The organism is Bacillus sp. FSL K6-0069, assembly GCF_038007785.1.
Lineage (GTDB): Bacteria > Bacillota > Bacilli > Bacillales > Bacillaceae_G > Bacillus_A > Bacillus_A mobilis.
In genome coordinates, this window is record NZ_JBBOXN010000001.1 from 3,952,274 (window position 1) to 3,975,237 (window position 22,964).

Annotated in this window: 21 protein-coding genes, 1 pseudogene, 1 riboswitch and 1 other annotated feature; of the genes and pseudogenes, 7 read left to right on the forward strand and 15 right to left on the reverse strand. The window is 35.8% G+C overall.

Features of this window, described 5'->3' with window-relative positions:
• Window positions 1–40 precede the first annotated feature (40 nt).
• Complete coding sequence (locus tag MHB74_RS20215) at window positions 41–397, reverse strand: hypothetical protein (RefSeq protein ID WP_061678111.1); 357 nt, start codon at window positions 395–397, stop codon at window positions 41–43.
• Between the two features lie 142 nt (window positions 398–539).
• Window positions 540–760, forward strand: a binding site (T-box leader).
• 277 nt (window positions 761–1,037) lie between these two features.
• Here MHB74_RS20215 and nhaC point away from each other — a divergent pair.
• On the forward strand, window positions 1,038–2,411 hold the full coding sequence (gene nhaC / locus MHB74_RS20220) for a Na+/H+ antiporter NhaC (RefSeq protein ID WP_061678110.1): 1,374 nt from the start codon (window positions 1,038–1,040) through the stop codon (window positions 2,409–2,411).
• Between the two features lie 45 nt (window positions 2,412–2,456).
• Here the strand turns inward: nhaC and cpdB are convergent, their stop codons facing one another.
• The gene (gene cpdB / locus MHB74_RS20225) at window positions 2,457–4,799 is read right to left on the reverse strand and encodes a bifunctional 2',3'-cyclic-nucleotide 2'-phosphodiesterase/3'-nucleotidase (RefSeq protein WP_061678109.1); all 2,343 of its coding nucleotides are present in this window, start codon (window positions 4,797–4,799) and stop codon (window positions 2,457–2,459) included.
• Between the two features lie 364 nt (window positions 4,800–5,163).
• Here cpdB and MHB74_RS20230 point away from each other — a divergent pair, with 364 nt between their 5' ends.
• Complete coding sequence (locus MHB74_RS20230; protein WP_061678108.1) at window positions 5,164–5,943, forward strand: GDSL-type esterase/lipase family protein; 780 nt, start codon at window positions 5,164–5,166, stop codon at window positions 5,941–5,943.
• 74 nt (window positions 5,944–6,017) lie between these two features.
• A complete protein-coding gene (locus MHB74_RS20235) occupies window positions 6,018–6,464 on the forward strand; it encodes a MarR family winged helix-turn-helix transcriptional regulator (protein ID WP_000445817.1) in 447 nt (148 codons plus the stop codon).
• A 24-nt stretch (window positions 6,465–6,488) separates the two neighbouring features.
• Here the strand turns inward: MHB74_RS20235 and MHB74_RS20240 are convergent, their stop codons facing one another.
• The 7 genes from MHB74_RS20240 to argC all read right to left on the reverse strand — a co-directional run bounded on the left by MHB74_RS20240 (window position 6,489) and on the right by argC (window position 12,671).
• Entirely contained in the window at window positions 6,489–6,695 is a 207-nt protein-coding gene (locus MHB74_RS20240) for a hypothetical protein (RefSeq protein WP_061678107.1), read from the reverse strand.
• Window positions 6,696–6,753: 58 nt separating this feature from the next.
• On the reverse strand, window positions 6,754–7,314 hold the full coding sequence (locus MHB74_RS20245) for a DUF2062 domain-containing protein (protein WP_061678133.1): 561 nt from the start codon (window positions 7,312–7,314) through the stop codon (window positions 6,754–6,756).
• A gap of 180 nt (window positions 7,315–7,494) precedes the next feature.
• Window positions 7,495–8,445 (reverse strand): ornithine carbamoyltransferase, encoded by a 951-nt coding sequence (gene argF, locus MHB74_RS20250; RefSeq protein ID WP_061678106.1) that lies wholly within the window; start codon window positions 8,443–8,445, stop codon window positions 7,495–7,497.
• A 12-nt stretch (window positions 8,446–8,457) separates the two neighbouring features.
• The gene (locus MHB74_RS20255; protein WP_061678105.1) at window positions 8,458–9,618 is read right to left on the reverse strand and encodes an acetylornithine transaminase; all 1,161 of its coding nucleotides are present in this window, start codon (window positions 9,616–9,618) and stop codon (window positions 8,458–8,460) included.
• On the reverse strand, window positions 9,615–10,382 hold the full coding sequence (gene argB, locus MHB74_RS20260) for an acetylglutamate kinase (protein WP_061678104.1): 768 nt from the start codon (window positions 10,380–10,382) through the stop codon (window positions 9,615–9,617). Before argB ends, MHB74_RS20255 begins: the two co-directional genes overlap by 4 nt.
• 11 nt (window positions 10,383–10,393) lie before the next feature.
• The gene (gene argJ, locus MHB74_RS20265; protein ID WP_061678103.1) at window positions 10,394–11,617 is read right to left on the reverse strand and encodes a bifunctional glutamate N-acetyltransferase/amino-acid acetyltransferase ArgJ; all 1,224 of its coding nucleotides are present in this window, start codon (window positions 11,615–11,617) and stop codon (window positions 10,394–10,396) included.
• A 10-nt stretch (window positions 11,618–11,627) separates the two neighbouring features.
• The gene (gene argC / locus MHB74_RS20270; RefSeq protein WP_061678102.1) at window positions 11,628–12,671 is read right to left on the reverse strand and encodes an N-acetyl-gamma-glutamyl-phosphate reductase; all 1,044 of its coding nucleotides are present in this window, start codon (window positions 12,669–12,671) and stop codon (window positions 11,628–11,630) included.
• 224 nt (window positions 12,672–12,895) lie between these two features.
• Here argC and MHB74_RS20275 point away from each other — a divergent pair, with 224 nt between their 5' ends.
• The gene (locus MHB74_RS20275; RefSeq protein WP_061678101.1) at window positions 12,896–13,081 is read left to right on the forward strand and encodes a YqzH family protein; all 186 of its coding nucleotides are present in this window, start codon (window positions 12,896–12,898) and stop codon (window positions 13,079–13,081) included.
• A gap of 30 nt (window positions 13,082–13,111) precedes the next feature.
• Here the strand turns inward: MHB74_RS20275 and MHB74_RS20280 are convergent, their stop codons facing one another.
• On the reverse strand, window positions 13,112–13,906 hold the full coding sequence (locus MHB74_RS20280) for an SDR family oxidoreductase (protein ID WP_061678100.1): 795 nt from the start codon (window positions 13,904–13,906) through the stop codon (window positions 13,112–13,114).
• 9 nt (window positions 13,907–13,915) lie between these two features.
• Window positions 13,916–14,869 (reverse strand): MBL fold metallo-hydrolase, encoded by a 954-nt coding sequence (locus tag MHB74_RS20285; RefSeq protein WP_061678099.1) that lies wholly within the window; start codon window positions 14,867–14,869, stop codon window positions 13,916–13,918.
• Window positions 14,870–15,034: 165 nt separating this feature from the next.
• Here MHB74_RS20285 and proI point away from each other — a divergent pair, with 165 nt between their 5' ends.
• Window positions 15,035–15,874, forward strand: a complete 840-nt coding sequence (gene proI / locus MHB74_RS20290; protein ID WP_000027261.1) for a pyrroline-5-carboxylate reductase ProI — start codon at window positions 15,035–15,037, stop codon at window positions 15,872–15,874.
• A gap of 53 nt (window positions 15,875–15,927) precedes the next feature.
• On the opposite strand, the gene sdaAA is transcribed toward proI, so the two are convergent.
• The 4 genes and pseudogenes from sdaAA to rnz all read right to left on the reverse strand — a co-directional run bounded on the left by sdaAA (window position 15,928) and on the right by rnz (window position 19,043).
• The gene (gene sdaAA / locus MHB74_RS20295) at window positions 15,928–16,806 is read right to left on the reverse strand and encodes an L-serine ammonia-lyase, iron-sulfur-dependent, subunit alpha (protein WP_061678098.1); all 879 of its coding nucleotides are present in this window, start codon (window positions 16,804–16,806) and stop codon (window positions 15,928–15,930) included.
• Window positions 16,807–16,824: 18 nt separating this feature from the next.
• Window positions 16,825–17,484, reverse strand: a complete 660-nt coding sequence (gene sdaAB / locus MHB74_RS20300) for an L-serine ammonia-lyase, iron-sulfur-dependent subunit beta (protein ID WP_061678097.1) — start codon at window positions 17,482–17,484, stop codon at window positions 16,825–16,827.
• Window positions 17,485–17,563: 79 nt separating this feature from the next.
• Window positions 17,564–17,800: pseudogene (locus tag MHB74_RS29240) on the reverse strand (hypothetical protein).
• Window positions 17,801–18,119: 319 nt separating this feature from the next.
• Window positions 18,120–19,043: a ribonuclease Z gene (gene rnz, locus MHB74_RS20305; protein ID WP_061678096.1), complete on the reverse strand. Its 924-nt coding sequence runs from the start codon at window positions 19,041–19,043 to the stop codon at window positions 18,120–18,122.
• Between the two features lie 189 nt (window positions 19,044–19,232).
• Here rnz and MHB74_RS20310 point away from each other — a divergent pair, with 189 nt between their 5' ends.
• Window positions 19,233–19,484 (forward strand): DUF3932 family protein, encoded by a 252-nt coding sequence (locus MHB74_RS20310; RefSeq protein ID WP_061678095.1) that lies wholly within the window; start codon window positions 19,233–19,235, stop codon window positions 19,482–19,484.
• A 187-nt stretch (window positions 19,485–19,671) separates the two neighbouring features.
• A riboswitch (M-box (ykoK) riboswitch) is annotated at window positions 19,672–19,839 on the forward strand.
• A gap of 328 nt (window positions 19,840–20,167) precedes the next feature.
• Window positions 20,168–22,873 (forward strand): magnesium-translocating P-type ATPase, encoded by a 2,706-nt coding sequence (mgtA, locus tag MHB74_RS20315; RefSeq protein WP_061678093.1) that lies wholly within the window; start codon window positions 20,168–20,170, stop codon window positions 22,871–22,873.
• The last annotated feature ends 91 nt before the right edge of the window (window positions 22,874–22,964 follow it).

Below are 22,964 nucleotides of genomic sequence, written 5' to 3' on the forward strand. Positions count from 1 at the left end.
AGTTCTTAAAAAAGAACAACTTATCATACGATAAGTTGTTCTACTTTCCGTGTTGTATCTTTCCGATTTCTAAAATAATCTCTTCATCTTTTTTTCCTTCTGTATCAATTCCAAGTTGTTTTGCATGTTCAATTAATAAATCATGGCGCTGCTCAAATCTAGCCTTATCTACTTCTTTCGTAACTTCTTCTTTTGTTTTCCCTTCAGTAGAAACTCCTAGTTTCTCAGCTGCTTTTTCCATCGACTTCTTCTCTTCCGTTTCTTTCACTTTCTTCACTTCTGACTGCTGTATTTGCTTTTGCTTCGCCTGCTCTGATTCAGCTGCAAAAGCTGTGTAAATTCCAGCACTTCCGCCAATGACTAGTAAGGTGGTAAAAAGAATTATTTTTTTCTTCACTCTTTCCTCCCCTTTCAAATTCATTATAACGTACAAATTTAGAACATTAAAAACATTTAACCTTTATTTCCCTAAAAAAATATTGCACATTTTTATTGACATATAAGTTGAAAATGTGTTAAAAATTTAACTAACATCATATGAATCGGCATTGATAGGATTTAGTAGTATTTCGATTTCTGATTTCAGAGAGCTGGTGGTCGGTGCGAACCAGTACAGAGCGAATTATGAATTACCCCCTGGAGCTTCTTTTGCGAAACGTAAGGAGTAGTGAAAGACGGTTATAGACCGTTATATCTAAAGAGTGGTGAAACGAAACTGTTTCACAATTTAGGGTGGTACCGCGAATTTTTCGTCCCTGCATATATTGCAGGGGCGTTTTTATTTTATTAGCGCATATCATACGACCCTTTATTTTGTGATACATTCATTTCACAAGCTAGGGTGGTACCGCGATTTCTTCGTCCCTGCATAATTATATGCAGGGACGTTTTTTTATCCAATCATTTCCGTATCATATTGAAGGATCAACAATTACCAGTAATTTGTCACAAAATTCTAAATTTTAGAAGGAAATAAACAATATTGGCGAATTTTATATAAAAAAGAGCTATTTTAGATTACTTAGGAGGGAAAAACAATGGTTTCAAAAATTGAATCTGTTCTTTTAACATTATTTATCTTTTTCTGTATTGGCTTTAGTGTTATTCAATTAGAAGTTTCACCACACATCCCAATTTTATTTGGTATCGTTCTTTTATTAGCATTTGGATTTATGAAAAAAATCTCTTGGTCTACTATGGAAAAAGGGATGATCAGTAGTATTTCAGCTGGTATTCCATCTATTTTTATTTTCTTACTTGTAGGCGTATTAATCAGTGTTTGGATCGCTGCTGGAACAATTCCAACTTTAATGGTGTACGGCTTCCAACTTGTATCTCCAAAGATTTTCGTTCCGACTGTTTTTGTTGTTTGTGCAATTGTTGGAACAAGTATCGGTAGTGCCTTTACAACTGCCGCAACTGTAGGACTTGCCTTTATGGGCATGGGTAGTGCTCTCGGATACGATCCGGCTCTAATCGCTGGTGCAATTATTTCTGGTGCATTCTTTGGAGATAAAATGTCTCCTTTATCTGATACAACTAACTTAGCTCCTGCTGTTACGGGTGTAGATTTATTTGAGCATATTCGTAACATGCTTTGGACAACAGTTCCAGCATTCATTATTGCTTTTATCGCCTTTTTCATTTTAGGAGGCGGCACTAGTGGAGACGTTGACTTCACAAGCTTTATTAGCACATTAGAGAAAAATGCAACGATTTCTATCGTTACACTTATTCCAATTTTATTACTGTTCTTATTCGCATTTAAAAAAGTTCCAGCAGTTCCAACATTACTTGCAGGAATTGTGGTAGGAATTATTATTCTCTTTATTTTTAAACCTAGCACTTCTTTAGCTGATTTAATGAAAATTATGCAAGACGGCTACGTTTCTAAAACTGGTATTAAAGACATTGATAGCTTACTATCTCGCGGTGGCCTGCAAAGCATGATGATGTCGATTGCCCTTATTTTCCTAGCTCTTTGTATGGGAGGATTATTACAAGGAATGGGTATTATCACGCAGCTAATGAATATTATCTCTAGCTTCGTAAAAAATAGCACACGTTTAATTATTTCTACTGCTTCAACTGCAATTGGTGTAAACTTCTTACTTGGTGAGCAGTACTTATCCATCGTTTTAACAGGACAAGCATTTGCTAATAAATACGATGAAGTCGGTTTAGAGCGTCGTAATTTATCACGCGTATTAGAAGATGCAGGTACAGTTATTAACCCGCTCGTACCATGGGGAGTAAGTGGTGTATTCTTATCGAACGTCCTTGGCGTTCCGACATTTGATTACCTTCCATTCGCAATTTTCTGTTTAGCTTGCCCAGTCTTAACAATTATCGTTGGCTTTACTGGATTTGGCCTTTCATGGAAGAAAGAAAAAGCAGTTACAATCTCATAATAAAAAAAGGATTACCTGAATCGGTAATCCTTTTTTATTTCTCGACTATCTATTTGCTTTCTTTCTTCTAAATAACAGAAGTAATCCCGCTCCAACAAACGCCAAGCCTGCTCCAATTGTAGAAGCAACACTTGTACCAGTTTTCGGTAAATCACGTTCTTCTTTATTTTCACTTACAGTTGTTGTTTCTTTTAAGTTTTGATTATCCGTTGTAGTTTGTCCAGATCCTGTATTATTACCTTCATCTGTTGGTGGTGTCGTTGGATTCTCTCCATTATTTCCTTCACCTGTTGGCGGTGTCGTTGGATTTTCTCCATTATTTCCTTCACCTGTTGGTGGTGTCGTTGGATTTCCTCCATTATTTCCTTCACCTGTTGGCGGTGTTGTTGGATTCTCTCCACCAGTTTCCTTATCATCATCGTTCTTCTTCGTTATATCAATTGCATATTTAGCAAATTCATTTTCAGATGGCCCAACATATGATATTTTTCCATCTTTCTTTATATACTTTTGTGCATTTGGTGAAGAATCGAATGTTGTATTTAATTTATCTGCAACAATCGGTTTAAACGTCCAATTTTTATCTGCTGCTGGATCAATAACTGGTGTTTCTTGCATATACTTCACAATGATTTGACGTGTTTCATCTTGTGATTGGTATACAACTTCCCCTTTACTTACACCCGGGAACGTTTGGCTACTTCCACGATAGTTATTTGTAGCAACGATAAACTCTTGATTGTCAGCTACTGGCTTACCTTCATATGTCATATTTATAATACGATTCGTATTTGCATTTACAACTTTTCCATCTTTATCGTATTTCGCTGGTTGTGTTACATCAATTTCGTATTTTACGCCATCTAAAATATCGAAGTTATATGTAGGATAGCCTATATTTACTAATGGTTGTTCTTCTGTTTTCTTTGGATCGATTTGATTAAACTGACCTGCAGACATTTCAAGCCATTCTTTCACTTGTGCCCCATTTACTTTTACAGCATATAACGTATTTGGATATACATATAAATCTGCAACGTTTTTAATTGCTAACGTTCCAGCTGGAATATCCGTATAATATGTAGCACCGTTTCGGCCACCTGCTTTAAATGGTGCGCCTGCAGATAAAACTGGAATTCCTTTATATTTGCTGTACTGTCCATTTTCAGTAAATAACTTTTCTACATACCATTTTTGTGCATTTGTTACAAGTTGTACAGAAGGATCATCTTGTACTAATGAGAAATAACTATTAATTGGCGCTGTCGTTTTTCCTACAGCTGTATTCACATAATCAATTGTCGCTTGGTGATCATCTTTAATTTCATTAACTAATTTTTCATCAGATTGTACTAATGGGTTCCCTTTACTATCAGCAATCGGACGAAGTTGCGGCTTCGATTGCTCTTTTTGTATTTCCCATTTTCCGTTTACCTTTTTCAATTGCATATCAATAATACCTAAGTTACTTCCAAAGACACCAGGCATTACAACTGGAACACCATTAAATACATCCTTCACTTCAGTATGTGAATGTCCCATTAATACTGCATCTACACCAGGAACTTCTGTTAAATAATACGAAGCGTTTTCCATGCCAACGTTGTATCCACTCTTATCAACACCAGAATGCGCTAGTGCTACGATAACATCTGCACCTTCTGCTTGCATTTTTGGCACCATTTTCTTCGCTGTTTCAACTATATCTTTTGCTTTCACTTTTCCTTCTAAATTCGCTTTATCCCAGTTCATAACTTGAGGTGGAACAAATCCCATTACACCAATTTTCACCTTTTGTTTTTGACCTGATTCATCTTCTACTTCTTTTTCAAAGACATGATATGGTTTAAAGTAATTTTGATCGTTCTCTTCATTATTATCTTTATCATCTTTATAGACGTTCGAGTTAATAACTGGGAACTCTGTTTTACTAATTACTTTGTTTAAATAGTCTAAACCGTAGTTAAATTCATGATTCCCAAGAGAGATGACGTCATACTTCATTAAATTCATTAAACGATATAATGGATGTGTATAACTAGGATCCACAGGCTTCTTCGGATCATTTATTTTATTCGCTACGTAATCTCCAAGCGGTGTCCCTTGTAATGCATCCCCATCATCAAATAGGACAGAGTTCTTCGCTTCTTCACGTGCTTTATTAACAAGTGTTGCCGTTTGTACGAGACCTACTTTATTATCTGTTTTCGTTTGATAATAATCGTAATTCATTAAGTTAACGTGAATATCTGATGTTTCTAGAATTCGTAAGTTAACCGTACTCTCCCCATTGTTCTCTTCCGCATAAGCTGTTGTTGGCAACACTTGTGGTGCTATTACACCAATAGCAAGAGTTGCTCCAGCTAGCATTTTTTTTGACTTTTTCACAAAAAATCCCCCTTATACAATTACCCAAAATAATGAAATGAATCTCTATTTGTCTCTAACCACATACCTTTTTTTCTTTTATTAGAAACAAGATTTCCATTTCATCCTGCGCTAATGAGTAGTCCCCCTTTAACGCCCGATTGTTGAAATTTTAATTAGAAGGAAATAAAGTCCTACTCATTAAAATTTCACCTTATCTGACATTATCATATATAATGTACTTTCATATCGTCAATATTTTTTGACATACTTCTACAAATTTTCTGTAAAGTTATTGTAAACTTTTCATAAATATATAATATGCCCTTACATTGTTAATACTGCTGAATATGATACAATTACCAATTACAAGGAGGATGAATTTATGAAAAAAGTCATCTTAACAATTGTTTGTCTCCTCCTTCTAATCATTTCTTATTCTTATTTTGAGAAGAACGATGAGACAAAACAAAATGAACCTGAAGAAAAAACAGAAAAAACATCTACTCCAAGTTGGATTGATAAACAAACAAACGATTCCTTTTATCATCTCGTACTAGGTGATTCACTCGCCAAAGGATATGGGTCGACACAAGGGGGATTTGCTGAATTAGCTTCTAGACAAATAGAAGCACAAATTCATAAACCAATTACCGTAGAAAACCTTGGAATAAACGGTCTTACAACAGATCGTCTCGCAAAAAAAGTTCAATCAGAAGATGTAAAACAAAAGATTAGAGCAGCAAATATCATTACGATTAATATTGGCGGAAATAATTTATTTCGCTTAAATCGTGATGTCGGTGTTATAGACGGTATTAAAATGTTAAATAAAGAAAAAGCTCATTTTGAAGCGGATATAAAAACTATTGTAAAGACAGTTCGCGATCAAAACCCGGACGCTTTACTCATTCTCTCAGAGCTCTATAACCCGTTACAACTCGATGACTCCATCGCCAGTTATGCAGATATGTTTTTAGATGGCTGGAATGAATCCGTTTATTCCATTTCAAAAGCAAATCAACCATCTATCGTTTTACCAATTCGTAAATTAATATCAAATGATAAAAAAGATTTACTCTTTGACCAAGTACACCCAAATGATAACGGCTACGCGATTATTGCTAATACGTTTACAAAGCAAGTGTTATCCTACAAATATTAAAGCGGTCATGAAACAATTCTATTTTTATACCCTGTCTTTTTTGTTACAATGATAGTGTGGAAGGGGGCCTTTATATGGAATCACGCGAGTGGGAACGTATTGTTGATCATCTTCTTTCGCTAGTGCCTCTTTTTTATCGCAAATTTATGCTTCCTGGAGAATTTTCTTCTCAAAGACATATGCCGCCATCACATACACAAGTATTACTACTTCTGCATGAAAATGGCACATTAGCAGTTTCCGAAATCGGCAAGCGGCTAGCGATTTCAAGGCCTAACATGACACCTCTATTAAACAAACTAATTCAAGAAGAACTAATAGAGCGTCATTATAGCGAAAAAGATCGACGGGTCATTTTAATTTCCCTAACAGCTGAAGGGAAATTGTTAGTAAATCAATATCAACAATTCATTTTAGACAAATTAAAAGAAAATTTCCAAACTTTATCTGAGGAAGAACGTGAAAAACTCATTCACTCTCTTCAAACCATTCAAAATTTAATTTTGAAAACAAACGCATAAAGCTGCTTCTAAATAGAAGCAGCTTTATGATTCGTAATAATTACCATAGTATACATTTGAATATGGCCATGTTGTTAAATATGGTTTTTGTTCTTGAGTAGATTGTTGTGGTGGTATTTGTGGTATTTGCTGTAATGGCTGTTGTCGATATAATTCGTATTGTCTATTCATATCATAAACCGGATAATAATTTACATATGGATATACTTGTGGTACGTAATAATAATACATTCGTTCTCTCCTCCTTTTTCTTAAACATATTCCGAGGAGAAAATGAATGTGACACTCTTTATATTTGCACGAGCGGTTCTCTCACTCGTTTCTTTCTGTTCTTCAAACGTAACTTACGGTTCTTTTCATATAAATAATGCACAACGAAATATGAAATTACCCCAAACACAACTCCTATTATCGTCATACCAATTAATACATACACTTCACTCTGTAATAAGCTCTTTAACATTGTGAAAATATGGCTTGAAAACAAGTCAGATATCGTAAATGGTTCATGATGTATTTTTTTTACATGAAATGGATAAATCATTTTTCCTAACGCATAAGCAACTGGAAATAAAAATACCGGTAAAAACGATATTTTCCCAATAATATTGCCAATAACCGCAGCAGGAAAAGATCCCTTTGCTAATCGAACGATCGGATAAAATATTACATATACGAGCGATGCCGTATATATGACCAGCATCTCTAAACCAAACCCAATTGCAAAACCTAACGATACTTTCTTTGCTCCTTCTGGTGATCGAAGCAACTTATAATATTGAAACTTTAATATTCTCCACATCCGCTGAAAAAACGAATATGTTTTCTTAGGTGCTTTCAAATTCATCATCTCTTTAACTATATTTTTTCTATCTAGTATGTCCTTACATGATATGAAAAACAAATGTAGTTTACTCCTTTTATTATAAATGATATAGAGATGATTAACCAAATATACATACGACATTTCAATGTAAAAAAGTACACCTCCAATTGTTATTCATGTCTAACAACTGGAGATGCACCTCATTTAAGAAAGTTCTTCTACATTTTTAAATAAACTTACTAATAATGCTTTTTGCGCGTGCAATCGATTACCAGCTTGCTCAAACACGATAGACTGTGGTCCATCTATAATTTCTCCTGTTACTTCTTCTTCACGATGGGCGGGTAAACAATGTAAGAAACGATATGTTTGCTTCGCATGCATAACAAGTTCTTTATTAATTTGGTAAGGTTGAAATAAAGTATATTTCTCTTCTTCTCCTTCTTGCCCCATGCTCATCCAAACGTCAGTATAAATGAAATCTGCTTCACTCACCGCTAATTCAGGATTATGCAAAATTTCAATTTCAGCTCCTGTTTCTTCAGCAATCCTTAACGCTTTTTTTACAATTTCCTCATTCGGTTCATATCCTATAGGCGTCGCAACAGTCATATTCATTCCGACTTTCGCACTCGCTAACAACAATGAATGACATACGTTATTCCCATCACCTACATAAGCTAATTTAATTCCTTTAAATGTCTTCACTTCTTCATAAATCGTCATTAAATCTGCCAACGCTTGACAAGGGTGGTGATCGTCCGTTAATCCATTAATAACAGGTATGCTCGATTCTTTTGCAAGCTCTTCTACATCGGCATGTGAGAATGTACGTATCATGATCCCGTCAATATAATGAGATAATACTTTCGCAGTATCTGAAACGCTCTCCCCCCTTCCAATTTGCATCTCTTTCCCACTTAAAAACATGCCATGTCCTCCAAGCTGTACCATTCCTGCTTCAAAAGATACGCGAGTACGAGTTGAATGTTTATCAAAGATAAGCCCTAATATTTTTCCTTGTAATAAAGGCTCTTGCTTATTCTTTTTTAAATAGATAGCGAACTCAATTAAAGAAATGATTTCTTTTTGCGTCAGTTCTTCTAATGTTAAAAGATCTTTCGTATTTAATTTCGGTACTTGTACAGTTGACATGGAATTTCCCCCTTATATGATTGATACGTTTTTTGTACAAACTACTTTTTTTATCATATATACTGCCTGTTCTAACTCTTCATTCGTTACAATAAGTGGTGGTAATAGTCTTATCACATTAGGTCCTGCTTGTAATACGAGAAGTCCTTCTTTCTCTAGTTGTTCTATAAAACTTGCAACTTCATGCTTACACTCAATCCCGATCATAAGCCCCTTACCACGTATATTTTGAATACATTCAACATGTCTTAATTCCTCTCGCAACTTCTCTAATACGTATTCGCTCTTTTCCTTTACTTCTTTTAAAAACGATGGTTTCTTACTTACTTGCAATACTTCTTTCGCTGCAGCCATTGCAATATAATTTCCACCAAACGTTGAGCCATGTGATCCTGTAGTAAACGATGTTCCAAGTTCTTTCCGGCCAATCATCGCTCCAACGGGTATGCCATTTCCAAGCGCCTTAGCGGCAGTAACGATATGAGGATCTATTCCCATTTGTTCGTAAGCAAATAATGTCCCTGTTCTTCCAATCCCTGTTTGTACTTCGTCTATAATAAATAAGGAACCGAACTTATTACATAATGTTTCAATTGCTTTCAAAAAAGATAGATCAGCAGGAATGACTCCTCCCTCTCCTTGAACAACTTCTACCATTACCGCCGCTACTTCTTCATTCATTACTTCCTCTAACGCCTTTATATCGTTAAAAGGGGTATGTAAAAAAGAAGGAAGGAGCGGACCAAATCCTTCTTTCACTTTATTTTGCCCCGTTGCACTCATCGTTCCGAATGTTCTACCGTGAAAAGACTGCTGACATGTTATGACGAGAGATTTTCCAGTATGCTTACGAGCTAGCTTCAAAGCAGCTTCATTCGCCTCTGCCCCGCTATTACAGAAAAAAACAGAATCTAACGCTGTATTTTCTGTTAATAATGACGCTACTTCTTCTTGTAAGCTGTTTGTAAACAGGTTAGATATATGCCACATATCATGAAGTTGCTCTTGAACAGCTTTCATAACCGTAGGATGACAATGTCCTAAATTACATACGCCAATTCCTGATGTGAAATCTAAATATTGTTTACCATTTTCATCAATAACTTCCGTTCCCCTTCCCTTTACAAGCTCAATATTTCTTCTCCCATACGTTTGAAAAAGATGACTTGTCATACGATACTTACTCCTTTCGTTACCGTCGTTCCAATACACTCGCCCGTAACTTCAGTAAAATCTTTTGTACCGTTCACAATACTTATCTTTTGCACTCCCATTTTTAATGACGTTAGTGCCGCCTGTACTTTCGGGATCATCCCGCCTGTAATAACTCCTTTTTTTATAAAAGTAATAATTTCCGATTCATCCGTTTTCTTTACTAATTTCCCTTCATGTAATATCCCATCTACATCCGTAATAAAAATGAGTTCTTTTGCGGATAATGCGGCCGCAATTCCAGCTGCAGCTGTATCCGCATTTATGTTATAAATCTCATTGTCATTTATCCCGACCGGAGCAATAACAGGAATATAGTTCAAATTTATCAATCCTTTTAGTAAGGATGTTTCAACATAACTTACTTCTCCCACATATCCTATTTCTTCGCTGACAGGTTGAACTTGAAGTAATTTGCCGTCACACCCTGAACAACCTACCGCAAGTAAATTATGCCTTTGCAACTTCATTACAAATTTTTTATTCGTACTTCCGCATAGCACCATTTGAACAATATCCATAACTTCTTTTGGTGTTACTCGTAACCCATCTCTTTTTTCTACTTTGATATTACAATCTTTTAATTGCGCATCAATTTCTGGGCCGCCACCATGGACAATCACTACTTTATACTTCTGTTGCAATTTCTTTATACAATCAAAAAACACATCATTTAATTGATCCAACATACTACCGCCGCATTTCACTACAATATAATCGCTCATCTTCCCTCTCCTTATGTACGATAACAAGCGTTTATTTTCACATATTCATAGCTTAAGTCACAGCCCCAAGCTGATCCGTTCTCTTCTCCTAAATGTAAATGCACATCAATCATAATTTCATGTTCTTTTAATTTCTTTTTCATTTCCTCTTCAGAAAACATTTGAGGTTCACTATTTTTTAACACAGTGATAGATTGAAGAGTAATATCAATTGTATTTGGATGAATCGCTACTTCACTTTGTCCCATACTGCTTATTATTCGGCCCCAATTTGGGTCTTCACCATGTATTGCTGTTTTCACAAGACTCGAACCGACTATTTGCTTTGCAATTTTCTTTGCCTCTTCATTCGTTCGAGCTCCTAGCACATTTACTTCTATTAACTTCGTAGCGCCTTCACCATCTTGTGCAATTTTTTTTGCTAAATCTTCACATACCTTTTGTAAAGCAAATACGAAAGTTTCCCAATCTGCATGTTCCATATTGATTGGTTTCGTTTCTGATAATCCACTTGCCATAACGATGACCATATCATTCGTAGAAGTATCCCCATCCACCGTAATTTGATTAAATGTATGATTCGTTATTTGTGATAATGCTGTTTGCAATACGTCATGCTCTATATGAGCATCTGTCGTAATAAAACTTAGCATCGTTGCCATATTTGGATGAATCATCCCTGAACCTTTCGCAACACCAGCAATCGTCACTTTTTTCCCCTCAATAATCATCTCATAGCACGTTTCTTTCGTTATAAGATCCGTCGTTAAAATCGCTTCAGAAAAAGAATGAGCTTCACTTACTTCCTTCGTCGGGATAAGAGTTACAATTCCCTTTCGAATTATATCCATCGGCAGCTGAACACCAATTACACCTGTTGAAGCTACTGCAACGTAATGTTCTTTCACTCCAAAATGTTCCGCCCCTAATGCACGCATCTCGTAAGCATCTTGTAAGCCTTTCATTCCTGTACAAGCATTTGCATTTCCACTATTGACGATAATAGCTTGTAATTTTCCCTCAGCCGCTATACTTTCTTTCGTTACTTGCAACGGGGCTGCTTGTATTTGATTCGTTGTATAAACAGCGGCACATGATGCTGGCACTTCACAAATGATTAAACCTAAATCCTTTTTTTCTTTTTTCAAACCATTTGCAGTACCGATTGCCGAAAATCCTTTTGGTGCTACAATGGAACCATTTTCTAATTTTGTAATAGACTCTACTTTAATCATCATGTCCCCCTTATAGATAAAGCGGCATATGTTGTAAACCTGTTGTTTCTTCTAGTCCCGCTACTATATTTGCATTTTGAACCGCTTGCCCAGCCGCACCTTTCATCATATTGTCTATAACAGAAACGACTGTCACTCTTCCTGTTCTTTTATCGTAAGCTATACCCATATCACAATAATTTGAGCCCCTCACTTCTTTCGGACTTGGAAACTCTCCTTGTGTGCGAATTCGAATGAAAGGCGATTGTTCATACGTTTCTTCATATAACTTTTGAAGCTGTTCTATTTCTATTTCTATTTCTCGTTTTACTTTCGCATAAAGTGTAATCATAATCCCTCGTGATATCGGTATTAAATGTGTACTAAACGTAATTGGCTTCGTTTCCCTATTCCACTCTGCAAGCATTTGCTCAATCTCAGGAACGTGTTGATGCTCATTTACTTTATAAATACGTAAGTTATCGTATAACTCAGGAAAGTGAGTCATCGTTGTTGGCGTTTTTCCTGCTCCAGATACGCCTGATTTCGCATCAATAATAATGGAGTCTTCTTCAATCATACCGCTATGTAATAACGGCAATATCGCTAATAACGCAGCTGTAGCAAAGCATCCTGGGTTTGCAATTAAATTTGCATTTTGAATTTCGGACCTTTTCCATTCGCTTAACCCATATACAGCTTCCCTAAGAACTTCTTCTTTTGCAGCTGTCCTTTTATACCACTGTTCATATGTCGAAGGATCTTTCATACGAAAGTCTCCAGATAGATCAATTACTTTTAAACCTACTGCTAATAATTTCGGAGTTAACTCTGTTGATACTCCTGCTGGGGTTGCTAAAAATACAATTTCTGCTTTCTTCTTTATTTCCTCCGCATCAATTTCTTGTAACGTATGAACAAGAACATTTTGAAAATGTGGATATACATTTGTAATACACTCGCCAACTTGCGAAAAAGAATGAAGAGATGCTATCGAAAAATATGGATGTTGCTCTAATAACCGAATTAACTCAATACCTCCATACCCAGTTGCTCCAATAATTGCGACTTTCATATGCTCCTCCTCATATCAATTCTTTAAATTAAGTATGATTATAATATTGTATATTTATAGAGTCAATTAAATATTTATAAATTTTATAAACTTAAAAAACTTAATTTTACTAGAAAAACAATATACACATCCGAATTTTTATACATAAATATTGCATAGTAGTTTTTTTATTTCACTTCAAGTACAATAAAACAATACATACGTACATATAGGCGGGGAAAAACATGAATGAGAAATTCATTGAGAAAATGATTATAAAAAGTTTTCAACAATATCAATGTAATCCTATGTCAAATGAGGATCAGGAAATGCTAATTAAACATATTCAAACTATAATTCATTCAAATACTGAAATTGATGTATACGAGGCAGTTGAGGATATCGTTTACGATTATGTGACTGGAAAATAAAAAAATAGGAGATTTCCATATGGAAATCTCCTATTTTTTACTTAATGATTTGCCTGCAACACGCTCAAATAAACCTGGGAATAGAGCATAAAGTTTTGGACCCATGCCCATCCACTTCGGTAAGTTTACTTCACGCTTTTTCGTTTGCATCGATTTTACGATTTGCTCTGCAACATATGTTGGTTTTAACATGTATCGTCCCATATTTTTCACATATGTACCGGATTGATCAGCTATTTCAAAAAAGTTCGTATCTATCGGACCTGGATTAATCGCTGTTACGAAAAGATTTGTACTAGATAACTCCATGCGTAAACTATTCGTAAACCCTAATACTGCATGTTTCGTCGCAGCATACGCACTCGATTTCGGAGTTGCAATTTTCCCAGCAAGTGAAGCAATATTAATAATATGCCCTTCGTTTCTTTTCACCATATAAGGTAGTACCGCTTTCGTACAAGCTACTAATCCAAATACATTTACTTGGAACATATCTTTCACTTCATCCATTGACGCCTCTTCAAACGTTTTAAAAATACCAAATCCCGCATTGTTTACTAATATATCAATACGTCCTACTTCTTGTAATACCTTTGAAAAAACAGATTGTACTTCCGTCTCTTCACTTACATCTAATACATAGTAATAGCAAGGCGTATTATACGTTTCTTTAATTTTCTCTGCTAACGCTTTTAATTTTTCTTCTGTTCTAGCCATTAATACTGGAGTCGCTCCCAGCTCTGCAACTTGCATTGCAACTTGCTCTCCAATTCCACTAGAAGCACCTGTAATGACGATTACTTTATTTTGTAAACGTCCTGTCATTGCTGTCACCTACTTTGCATAATAAATCAATTGTTGTGAAGATTCATCAATCATCACTTGTTGATTATATGCTAAAAAGTCTAATTGTCCAACAGTTTCTGAAATAGTAAGTGGCAATTGTTCCTTATATAATACTGGAAATAGTTTTACACATACTTCAAATGCTGTCATTGGTTTTTCCTTTAATAACTCAAGCACTTTAAACGCACGTGTTTCTTGCTTTTGAAATCTCGTTTCAATAAGTTGTTTCACATTTAGAACATCTTCTCCATGTCCTGATAAAATGCGTGAAATCTTCATTTCACTTAAACGTTTTAACGTTTGATTATATTGTAATAATGGGCGTGCCCTTTCTGTTTGTCCTTCATATGGTGGTTCTAATATGGGATTCGAAGAAATATGACTAATGAGAGCATCCCCGCCAATTAATATTCCATCAGATTCTCTATATAATGAAATATGAGTGGAAGCATGACCTGGTGTTTCAATAACTGTAAACCCAGGTAAAGAATCAATACGATCTCCCTCTCTCACAGTATGCGTTAACGATCTATTACAAGAATACTTCAATGTCTTTGACGTCAATAACGCCTCGTCTTTCAAAAATGCTGCTGGAACACCAAATTGCAAAGCTGTCTCTCTAAAAAACTCATGATAACGCTTTAGAAATTCTGGATTTTGCGTGATCCAAGGCTCATTCCAAGGGTGCCCAATAATGTTCGTCTTTTCAGAAAATATATTTAAAAGCCCACAATGATCCGCATGATGGTGCGTAATGACTACTGTTTCAATATCTTCTATCGTATATCCTAATGCACCTAATTGACTTTCTAACGCACTTCTTGCCCCTTCTGTCTTCGTCCCTGTATCAATTAATGTTAATGTCTCCCCCTCAACTAAAAACACATTCACAGTTTCAACTGCAAATGGCACAGGAATCTCCATTCGGTGAATCGCCGTCATGCTTAGCCCCCCTGTCTCTTTCCGGTTCAAAAATGAATACTTCTTCAGTTTACATCTTCTACATATATTTGTCATTATTTTCAGATAAAAAGAGGTGTTTCCTATAAAAAAACGAATGTATGTACATTTACAAGAATTTCTAACCAAATTTAAAGGAGGAACATCATGTCTATTCAAAACATTTCCTTTCTCGGTGCAGGCTCTATTGCTGAAGCTATTATTGGTGGCTTGTTACATGCAAATGTTGTGAAAGGCGAACAAATTACTGTAAGTAATCGTTCTAACGAGACAAGGTTGCAGGAGCTACATAAAAAATACGGCGTCAAAGGTACACATAATAAAAAAGAGCTACTTACTGATACAACTATTCTTTTTCTAGCAATGAAGCCGAAGGATGTTGCAGAAGCACTGACTCCTTTTAAAGAAGATATACATAATAACCTGCTTATTATTTCGTTATTAGCAGGTGTTTCTACTCACTCAATTAGAAACCTACTTCAAAAAGATGTTCCGATTATTCGTGCGATGCCAAATACATCTGCAGCTATTTTAAAATCAGCTACTGCTATCTCGCCTTCAAAACATGCAACAGCGGAACATATTCAGACTGCCATAGCCTTATTTGAAACGATCGGTCTCGTCTCTGTTGTAGAGGAAGAAGATATGCATGCTGTCACTGCATTATCTGGAAGTGGACCTGCTTATATTTATTACGTAGTGGAAGCGATGGAAGAAGCCGCAAAAACAATTGGTTTAAAAGAAGATGTTGCAAAGTCACTTATTCTTCAGACGATGATTGGTGCTGCTGAAATGCTAAAAGCAAGTGAAAAACACCCTTCTGTTTTGCGAAAGGAAATTACTTCTCCTGGCGGAACGACCGAAGCAGGCATTGAAGTATTACAAGAACATAAATTTCAACAAGCACTTATTTCTTGTATTACACAGGCTACACAACGATCACATAATCTTGGGAAAACATTAGAACAACTAACAAAAGAGAAATAAAAAAATGGAGCTCAATCTTACTTGAGCTCCATTTTTTTATAAATATATATTGTTTAGTTATTAGTCTTCCCGAAAATCTCTTCTTGCAGACGACGACCAGTTGGTGTTGCTGCAAGTCCACCTTCAGCTGTTTCACGAAGTGCTACTGGCATCGTTTGTCCGATTCTAAACATTGCCTCAATTACTTCATCACATGGAATTGTACTCGTTACACCAGCTAATGCTAAATCAGCTGAAATCATCGCATTCGCAGCTCCTGCTGCATTACGTTTTACACAAGGTACTTCTACAAGCCCTGCAACAGGATCACATACTAAACCAAGCATATTCTTTAATGAAATCGCCATCGCTGTAGCTGCTTGATCTTGTGTTCCACCAGCCATCTCCACTGCAGCTGCTGCTGCCATTCCACTTGCTGAACCAACCTCAGCTTGGCATCCTCCCGCTGCACCAGAAATACAAGCGTTATTTGCAACAACCATGCCGAAAGCTCCTGCTGTAAATAAGAATTCAATCATTTCTTCACGTGTAGGCTGCAATTTTTCTCTTAGTGCAAATAGTACACCTGGCACTGTTCCAGCAGACCCTGCTGTTGGCGTTGCACAAATAATTCCCATCGCTGCGTTTACTTCATTTGTTGCAACAGCTTTACTCACTGCGTCCAAAATCGTATCTCCAGATAAGCCTTTTCCGCTATTCATATACGTCTGAACTTTTACAGCATCTCCACCAGTTAAACCAGTTGGTGATTTCACTCCGCGAATACCACGTTCTACTGCTTGCTCCATTACGACTAAGTTCTTTTCCATACCAGCAATTACTTCTTCACGTGAAATATTTCTTGTTTCCATTTCACATTGAATCATAATTTCTGCGATTTTTACATTTTGTTCTTTAGCTTGCGCCACTAGTTCCGCTGCGTTCCGAAACATGGTGTGTCCCCCCTGCAATTATTCCATAATAGTTACTTGACAAATATTTTGTTGCGCGTTTATCTCTTCAATCACTTCATCTGCTAATAATTCATCTGTTTCGATAACCATAAGCGCTCTTCTTCCTTTTTCTTTACGAGAAACACTCATTGTACTAATGTTAATCTCGTGTTTCGCAAGGATTGAAGCTACTGCTGCAATAGCACCGAAGCGATCGTTATTTACAATAAGTAGTGCTGGACTCGTGCCTGTTAATTGAAGATCGAACCCGTTTAATTCTACAACTTCAATTTTACCGCCACCAATTGAGCAAGCAACAACTTCAATTTCTTCTTCACCTTTATACAAACGAATTCTCGCTGTATTTGGGTGAGGTGCATTTGCATCTTCTTCAATAAATTCTACTTCAATTCCGCGCTCTTTTGCTATGTCTAGCGCCTCTGGAATACGTAAGTCATCTGTTTCAAACCCTAATATCCCACCGATCAGTGCTACATCTGTACCATGCCCACGATACGTCTTTGCAAATGATCCATATAATGAAATGCTTACTCTTTCTGGTTCATGACGAAACAGCTGGCGAGCAACTTGCCCCATTCTTGCTGCGCCTGCTGTATGTGAACTTGATGGACCAATCATAACTGGACCAATAATATCAAATACTGAGCGATACTTCATCATAACTCCCCCTAAACCTCTATGAAAAAATTTTTTACTATTCTATTAAGCTACCAAATCGGTTGCTTTTCCAGTTGTACTACGAACTTATTCCGCTATACGAATTGGATTGTTTTTGAGTAACAGTGAAACAATATATCCTGAAATAATACTAGTGACCATAATAAATAAGAAACTTCGCATTACCTTCATTTAAAAATAATATAAGCTAATCCAGAATAAAGTCTGGTAGCAATCCAAAGTTTAACACAGAACCACTTACAAGGATAGCATAAACAAGTGAAACTTTAATCGGTAGAGATCTTATCCATCCCACTGATTATTAGCCCACAAATAGCGGATAAATTATAATCTGCCCTCATTATAGCTTGTTTTTAATAAAACGCTTACTTTTAATGAATTTTAAAAGTTCTGAATAACAATCCATTTTTGGTATTTGTACCACTCGTATGTCGTCTGACTTATATAACAGTTTCTCTAAATAATCGGTACTATGTATTTTTATCCTATATCTTCACATCATAAAAATTTTCTGTTTCATCCCATATAAGTATAAAATGATAACAGATTTATTTTAATTTTTTTTTAGAAATAAAAAAATGGCGACCTTTTGTCACCATTTTTTTACACCATTATTATCTATCCACTGGAAATGATTTCAAATCCGTAGCTATTTCCGTATTAGAAAATAGCTCTCTTGCCTCTTTCCATAATTCCTTATATGTATCTCCTTGATAACGAGAACTAATATGAGTCAATATTAATCGTTTTGCATTTGCCTGAAGTGCAATACTCGCAGCTTGCTTAGATGTAGAATGAAAATAATCATACGCTTGTTGTTCATCTTCTGCCGCAAAAGTTGCCTCATGGACAAGTACGTCAGCGTCTTGTGCCAGCTCTCTACTCGCTTCACAATATCTTGTATCACCTAAAATGGTAATAATTCTTCCCTTTTGAGGCGGACCAATAAAGTCTTTTCCATTTAGTATCGTACCATTTTCTAATTCAACTACTTCTCCATCTTTTAAACGTTTAAAGAGCGGGCCTGGTTTCACACCCATCTCCAACAATTTATCGACTAAAAGAGCACCTTGTATATCTTTCTCTACGATGCGATACCCAAAACATTCAATGCCGTGTGACAATCTTTTCGTTTCCACGTGAAATTCATTATCTTCAAATACAGTACCTTCTTCTGTTATCTCAATAATTTCAAGTGGATATTTTACATGTGTCGTACTTACTGATAATGCCACTTCAATAAATTGTTTAATTCCTTTTGGTCCATACACTGTTAAAGGTGTAGTCCCTCCTTGAAATGAACGGCTTCCTAATAAACCAGGTAAGCCAAAAATATGATCACCATGTAAATGCGTAATAAATATTTTTTCAATGCGGCGTGGGCGTACTGATGTATGTAGTATTTGATGTTGCGTCGCCTCGCCACAATCAAATAACCAAGTCTGTCCTCGTTCTTCTAACAATTGCAAAGCAATTGCCGAAACGTTCCTTCCTTTCGAAGGAACACCTGCACCAGTTCCTAAAAATACAAATTCCACTTTCTTTCCTCCAGCTCTTTATATAATCTACCTTTCATCTTACGGAATGTTATTTCAAATGGCAAATCGAATTTACATAACCAATCATCTAGACAACTATATATCACGAACGTTATACTCAAAAAACTTAGTAATCGTTCGTGTTTTGTGTTAAAATGATTATATTACATTTTAAGGGAGCGTTTTATTATGAAAGAAGCATTTCGTTTACAAACTAATTTTTCATCTTCATTTGATCGCTGGGTAAGTTCTTTCGTGTCTGATCACCCAGCACAATTAGAATGGACGACTTTGAAAGAATTAATCCATGAATATACAACAACACATACAAATGATTCGTTACCAACATATATTTCTTCAGCTTTAACATATTACGCACAACGCGTTTCAACAACAAACAGTTCAGAAATTGTTATTTTTGAAAATGCCACAATCTCATAATCTATAAATAAAAAGCACTGTAATCAGTGCTTTTTATTTATGTTCATTACAGTATTTATTTTCCAATCCTATTTCAAAAATACTCCGCTTATTTCCTACTATATAACCATCGTAAACCTATTTGATTTTTCAAAAAAAGATATTGACACTATAAATTTACAGTGCTAACATTCAAATTGTAATTGAATATGGTCTCTGTTAGGTGAGGCTCCTGTATAGAGAAACGCTGCTGCCCAAAAATGTCGAGAGACGCCAATGGGTCAACAGGAAAGGTCGGAATGAAGGCCTTTCTTAACGTAGCTGGTTTCAGTACCTATGCTATACAGTGCTAAAACTCAACGAGGGAGAGGTGCATGTATTTTTGTCATACACAAAAACTGTTTTTATCTATGTTTACTAACAGTCTTTGTTGTGGACTCTTTTAACTGCGAATTCAGACCTTTACTCGTTTTGAGTAAAGGTCTTTTTATATATGCACCTTACTATGAAACAAACATAGCATATTCAGAAACTACTAAATTGTACGGAGGTGAGGAACAGTTGGCAATTGATGATTCGGCCCAGATACCCATATGTATTACATTAATATTTCATCATGTAGGTAGGAAAGAAGCTGTTCCTCCTAATTTTAAATAGTCGAGTAACAGATTGTTTCCTCCTTCATGAAAAAGGAGGAACTACCGATGTTAAATTTACAAAGACAAGAAACAAAACATTCATACGATCAAGATCGCATGAAAACAAATAACGAATTATTGGTGGAAGTCGCAACACAAGGTGCAAACAAGGCGTTACAACTTTTAGAAACAACAGAAGATGGACTCTCTAAACAAGAAGCGGCTCGTAGACTTACTTTATATGGCCCGAATGAAATCGCTCATAATAAAACATCACCGTGGTACATTCAATTTCTACTGGCATTTAAAAATCCATTTATTTTTGTTTTATTAGCTCTTGGCGCACTCTCTTTTTTCACAGATGACATACAAGGAACCATTGTCGTATCTGTAATGGTAATGCTAAGTGCAACGATTCGCTTTCTACAAGAATTTCGTTCTCAAAAAGCTGCGGATCAGTTAAAAGCTATGGTTCGAACAACGGCAAGCGTCTTTAGAATAGATGGATTTGTACACGAAACAAAAAACGTAATGAATTTGAAGCAAAATGATTCAACCGAAATTCCAATTGAAGAACTTGTACCTGGCGATATTATTTCACTTTCAGCCGGTGATATCGTTCCGGCTGATGTGCGTATTTTATTAGCTAAAGATTTATTTGTGAATCAGTCTTCTTTAACTGGGGAAGCACTTCCTGTGGAAAAGTATGAAAACTGCTACCATACAGAGAATAAACATATGTTACCGAAAAACATGAAAAAAAATTACAATCCACTCGATATGGAAAACCTTTGTTTTATGGGTACAAATATTGTAAGTGGTAGTGCAAAAGCTGTTGTCATCTCCACAAGTACCGATACGTATTTCGGCTCTTTAGCAAAAAAGGTAATCGGCAAACGAGTAGAAACAAGCTTTGATAAAGGTGTAAACAAAGTAAGCTGGCTCTTAATTACATTCATGCTTATTATGGCGCCTATCGTTCTTCTCATTAACGGATTCACAAAAGGGGATTGGCAAGAGGCTTTCTTCTTCGCTATCGCAATTGCTGTTGGTCTCACACCTGAAATGTTACCAATGATTGTAACTGCTAATTTAGCAAAAGGTGCCGTTAACATGTCTAAACAGAAAGTAATTGTAAAACAACTGAATTCTATTCAAAACTTAGGTGCTATGAACATTCTTTGTACCGATAAAACAGGTACTTTAACAGAAGATAAAGTCGTACTTGTCCGGCATTTAGATCCAAACGGTAATACATGTAATCGTGTATTACACTTCGCCTATTTAAATAGCTTCTATCAAACAGGATTGAAAAATTTAATAGATAAAGCTGTTATGAAACATACAGAAGAAAACCAGAAGTTTAATCCATCCATTTTTCAAAAACTAGATGAAATTCCATTTGATTTTGCACGCCGGCGTATGTCTGTCATCGTGAAAGATATTTCAGGTGAACATACAATGGTTTGTAAAGGGGCAGTAGAAGAAATTTTATCTATTTGTAACTACACTGAAGTAGATGGAAAAGTTGATTCTCTTACCGATGACATGCGCTCACATGTAAAACAACTAAGTGAGACATTAAATAGTGAAGGTATGCGTGTTATTGCTGTAGCTTATAAAAAAGATAGACCAATACATGATACAGAGTACGCGGTACAAGATGAAAATGATATGATTCTCGCTGGATATATCGGCTTTTTAGATCCACCGAAACCATCTGCAGCTACTGCCATTCAAGCATTACAGAAACATGGAGTACAAGTGAAAATTTTAACTGGCGATAACGAAATCGTGACAAGAAAAGTTTGCAAAGAAGTTGGATTAAATATCGGTGAGCCTGTCCTTGGTTACGAAATCGATTCTTTACCTGATAAAGCATTAGCAAAATTAGCCGAAGAAACAACTGTATTTGCTAAACTAAATCCAATGCAAAAATCTCGCATTATACGAGTATTACAAGGAAACGGACACACTGTAGGTTATATGGGAGATGGCATTAATGATGCCGTAGCTTTACGTGAAGCTGATGTTGGCATATCTGTTGATACTGCTACCGATATTGCAAAAGAGTCTTCCGACATTATTTTACTCGAAAAAAGTTTAACCATATTAGAAGCAGGTATTTTAGAAGGACGCACTACATTTGGAAAAATTTTAAAATATATTAAAATGACAGCTAGCTCTAACTTTGGAAATGTATTTAGTGTGTTAGTAGCAAGTGCTTTCATCCCCTTCTTGCCGATGCTTGCCATTCACCTTTTAATTCAAAACTTGCTTTATGATATTTCACAACTGTCTATTCCATGGGACAAAATGGATAAAGAGTTTTTAGAAAAACCAAGAAAATGGGATACTGCGAATTTACGGAACTTCATTATTTGTATCGGTCCAATTAGTTCCATATTTGATATCATCACATATGTAGTCATGTGGAACGTCTTCGGCGCAAATACAGCTAGCGAACAATCATTATTCCAATCTGGTTGGTTTGTTGTTGGATTACTAACACAAACTTTAATTGTTCACATGATAAGAACACAGAAGATTCCATTTATTCAAAGTACTGCATCAATACCGGTTCTTTTATTAACCGCTTGTATTATGGCAATCGGAATATATATTCCATTCTCGCCACTTGGAGCAGCTGTTGGATTACAAGCATTACCACTTAGCTATTTCCCTTGGTTAATAGGAATACTATTAGGCTATGCTTTCTTAACACAGTTCCTAAAAAAAGTTTATATTAAAAAGTTTCATAGCTGGTTATAAAGTGAAGCTTTCATCAGCCCGCAAATAGCGGGATAGAAATGAGAATGAGTGGGAGTACCCACTCATTCTGAAAAACATAACATGGACTTAT

Bases quoted from the DNA above. Each gene is read 5' to 3' on its own strand.
- nhaC (WP_061678110.1), top strand. From the start codon at position 1,038: ATGGTTTCAAAAATTGAATCTGTTCTTTTAACATTATTTATCTTTTTC.
- argF (WP_061678106.1), bottom strand. From the start codon at position 8,445: ATGTCAACTGTACAAGTACCGAAATTAAATACGAAAGATCTTTTAACA.
- argJ (WP_061678103.1), bottom strand. From the start codon at position 11,617: ATGATTAAAGTAGAGTCTATTACAAAATTAGAAAATGGTTCCATTGTA.
- mgtA (WP_061678093.1), top strand. From the start codon at position 20,168: ATGTTAAATTTACAAAGACAAGAAACAAAACATTCATACGATCAAGAT.
- proI (WP_000027261.1), top strand. From the start codon at position 15,035: ATGTCTATTCAAAACATTTCCTTTCTCGGTGCAGGCTCTATTGCTGAA.
- MHB74_RS20230 (WP_061678108.1), top strand. From the start codon at position 5,164: ATGAAAAAAGTCATCTTAACAATTGTTTGTCTCCTCCTTCTAATCATT.
- MHB74_RS20240 (WP_061678107.1), bottom strand. From the start codon at position 6,695: ATGTATTATTATTACGTACCACAAGTATATCCATATGTAAATTATTAT.
- MHB74_RS20245 (WP_061678133.1), bottom strand. From the start codon at position 7,314: ATGATGAATTTGAAAGCACCTAAGAAAACATATTCGTTTTTTCAGCGG.
- MHB74_RS20275 (WP_061678101.1), top strand. From the start codon at position 12,896: ATGAATGAGAAATTCATTGAGAAAATGATTATAAAAAGTTTTCAACAA.
- MHB74_RS20285 (WP_061678099.1), bottom strand. From the start codon at position 14,869: ATGACGGCGATTCACCGAATGGAGATTCCTGTGCCATTTGCAGTTGAA.
- MHB74_RS20280 (WP_061678100.1), bottom strand. From the start codon at position 13,906: ATGACAGGACGTTTACAAAATAAAGTAATCGTCATTACAGGTGCTTCT.
- MHB74_RS20255 (WP_061678105.1), bottom strand. From the start codon at position 9,618: ATGACAAGTCATCTTTTTCAAACGTATGGGAGAAGAAATATTGAGCTT.
- argC (WP_061678102.1), bottom strand. From the start codon at position 12,671: ATGAAAGTCGCAATTATTGGAGCAACTGGGTATGGAGGTATTGAGTTA.
- sdaAB (WP_061678097.1), bottom strand. From the start codon at position 17,484: ATGAAGTATCGCTCAGTATTTGATATTATTGGTCCAGTTATGATTGGT.
- sdaAA (WP_061678098.1), bottom strand. From the start codon at position 16,806: ATGTTTCGGAACGCAGCGGAACTAGTGGCGCAAGCTAAAGAACAAAAT.
- argB (WP_061678104.1), bottom strand. From the start codon at position 10,382: ATGAGCGATTATATTGTAGTGAAATGCGGCGGTAGTATGTTGGATCAA.
- MHB74_RS20235 (WP_000445817.1), top strand. From the start codon at position 6,018: ATGGAATCACGCGAGTGGGAACGTATTGTTGATCATCTTCTTTCGCTA.
- MHB74_RS20310 (WP_061678095.1), top strand. From the start codon at position 19,233: ATGAAAGAAGCATTTCGTTTACAAACTAATTTTTCATCTTCATTTGAT.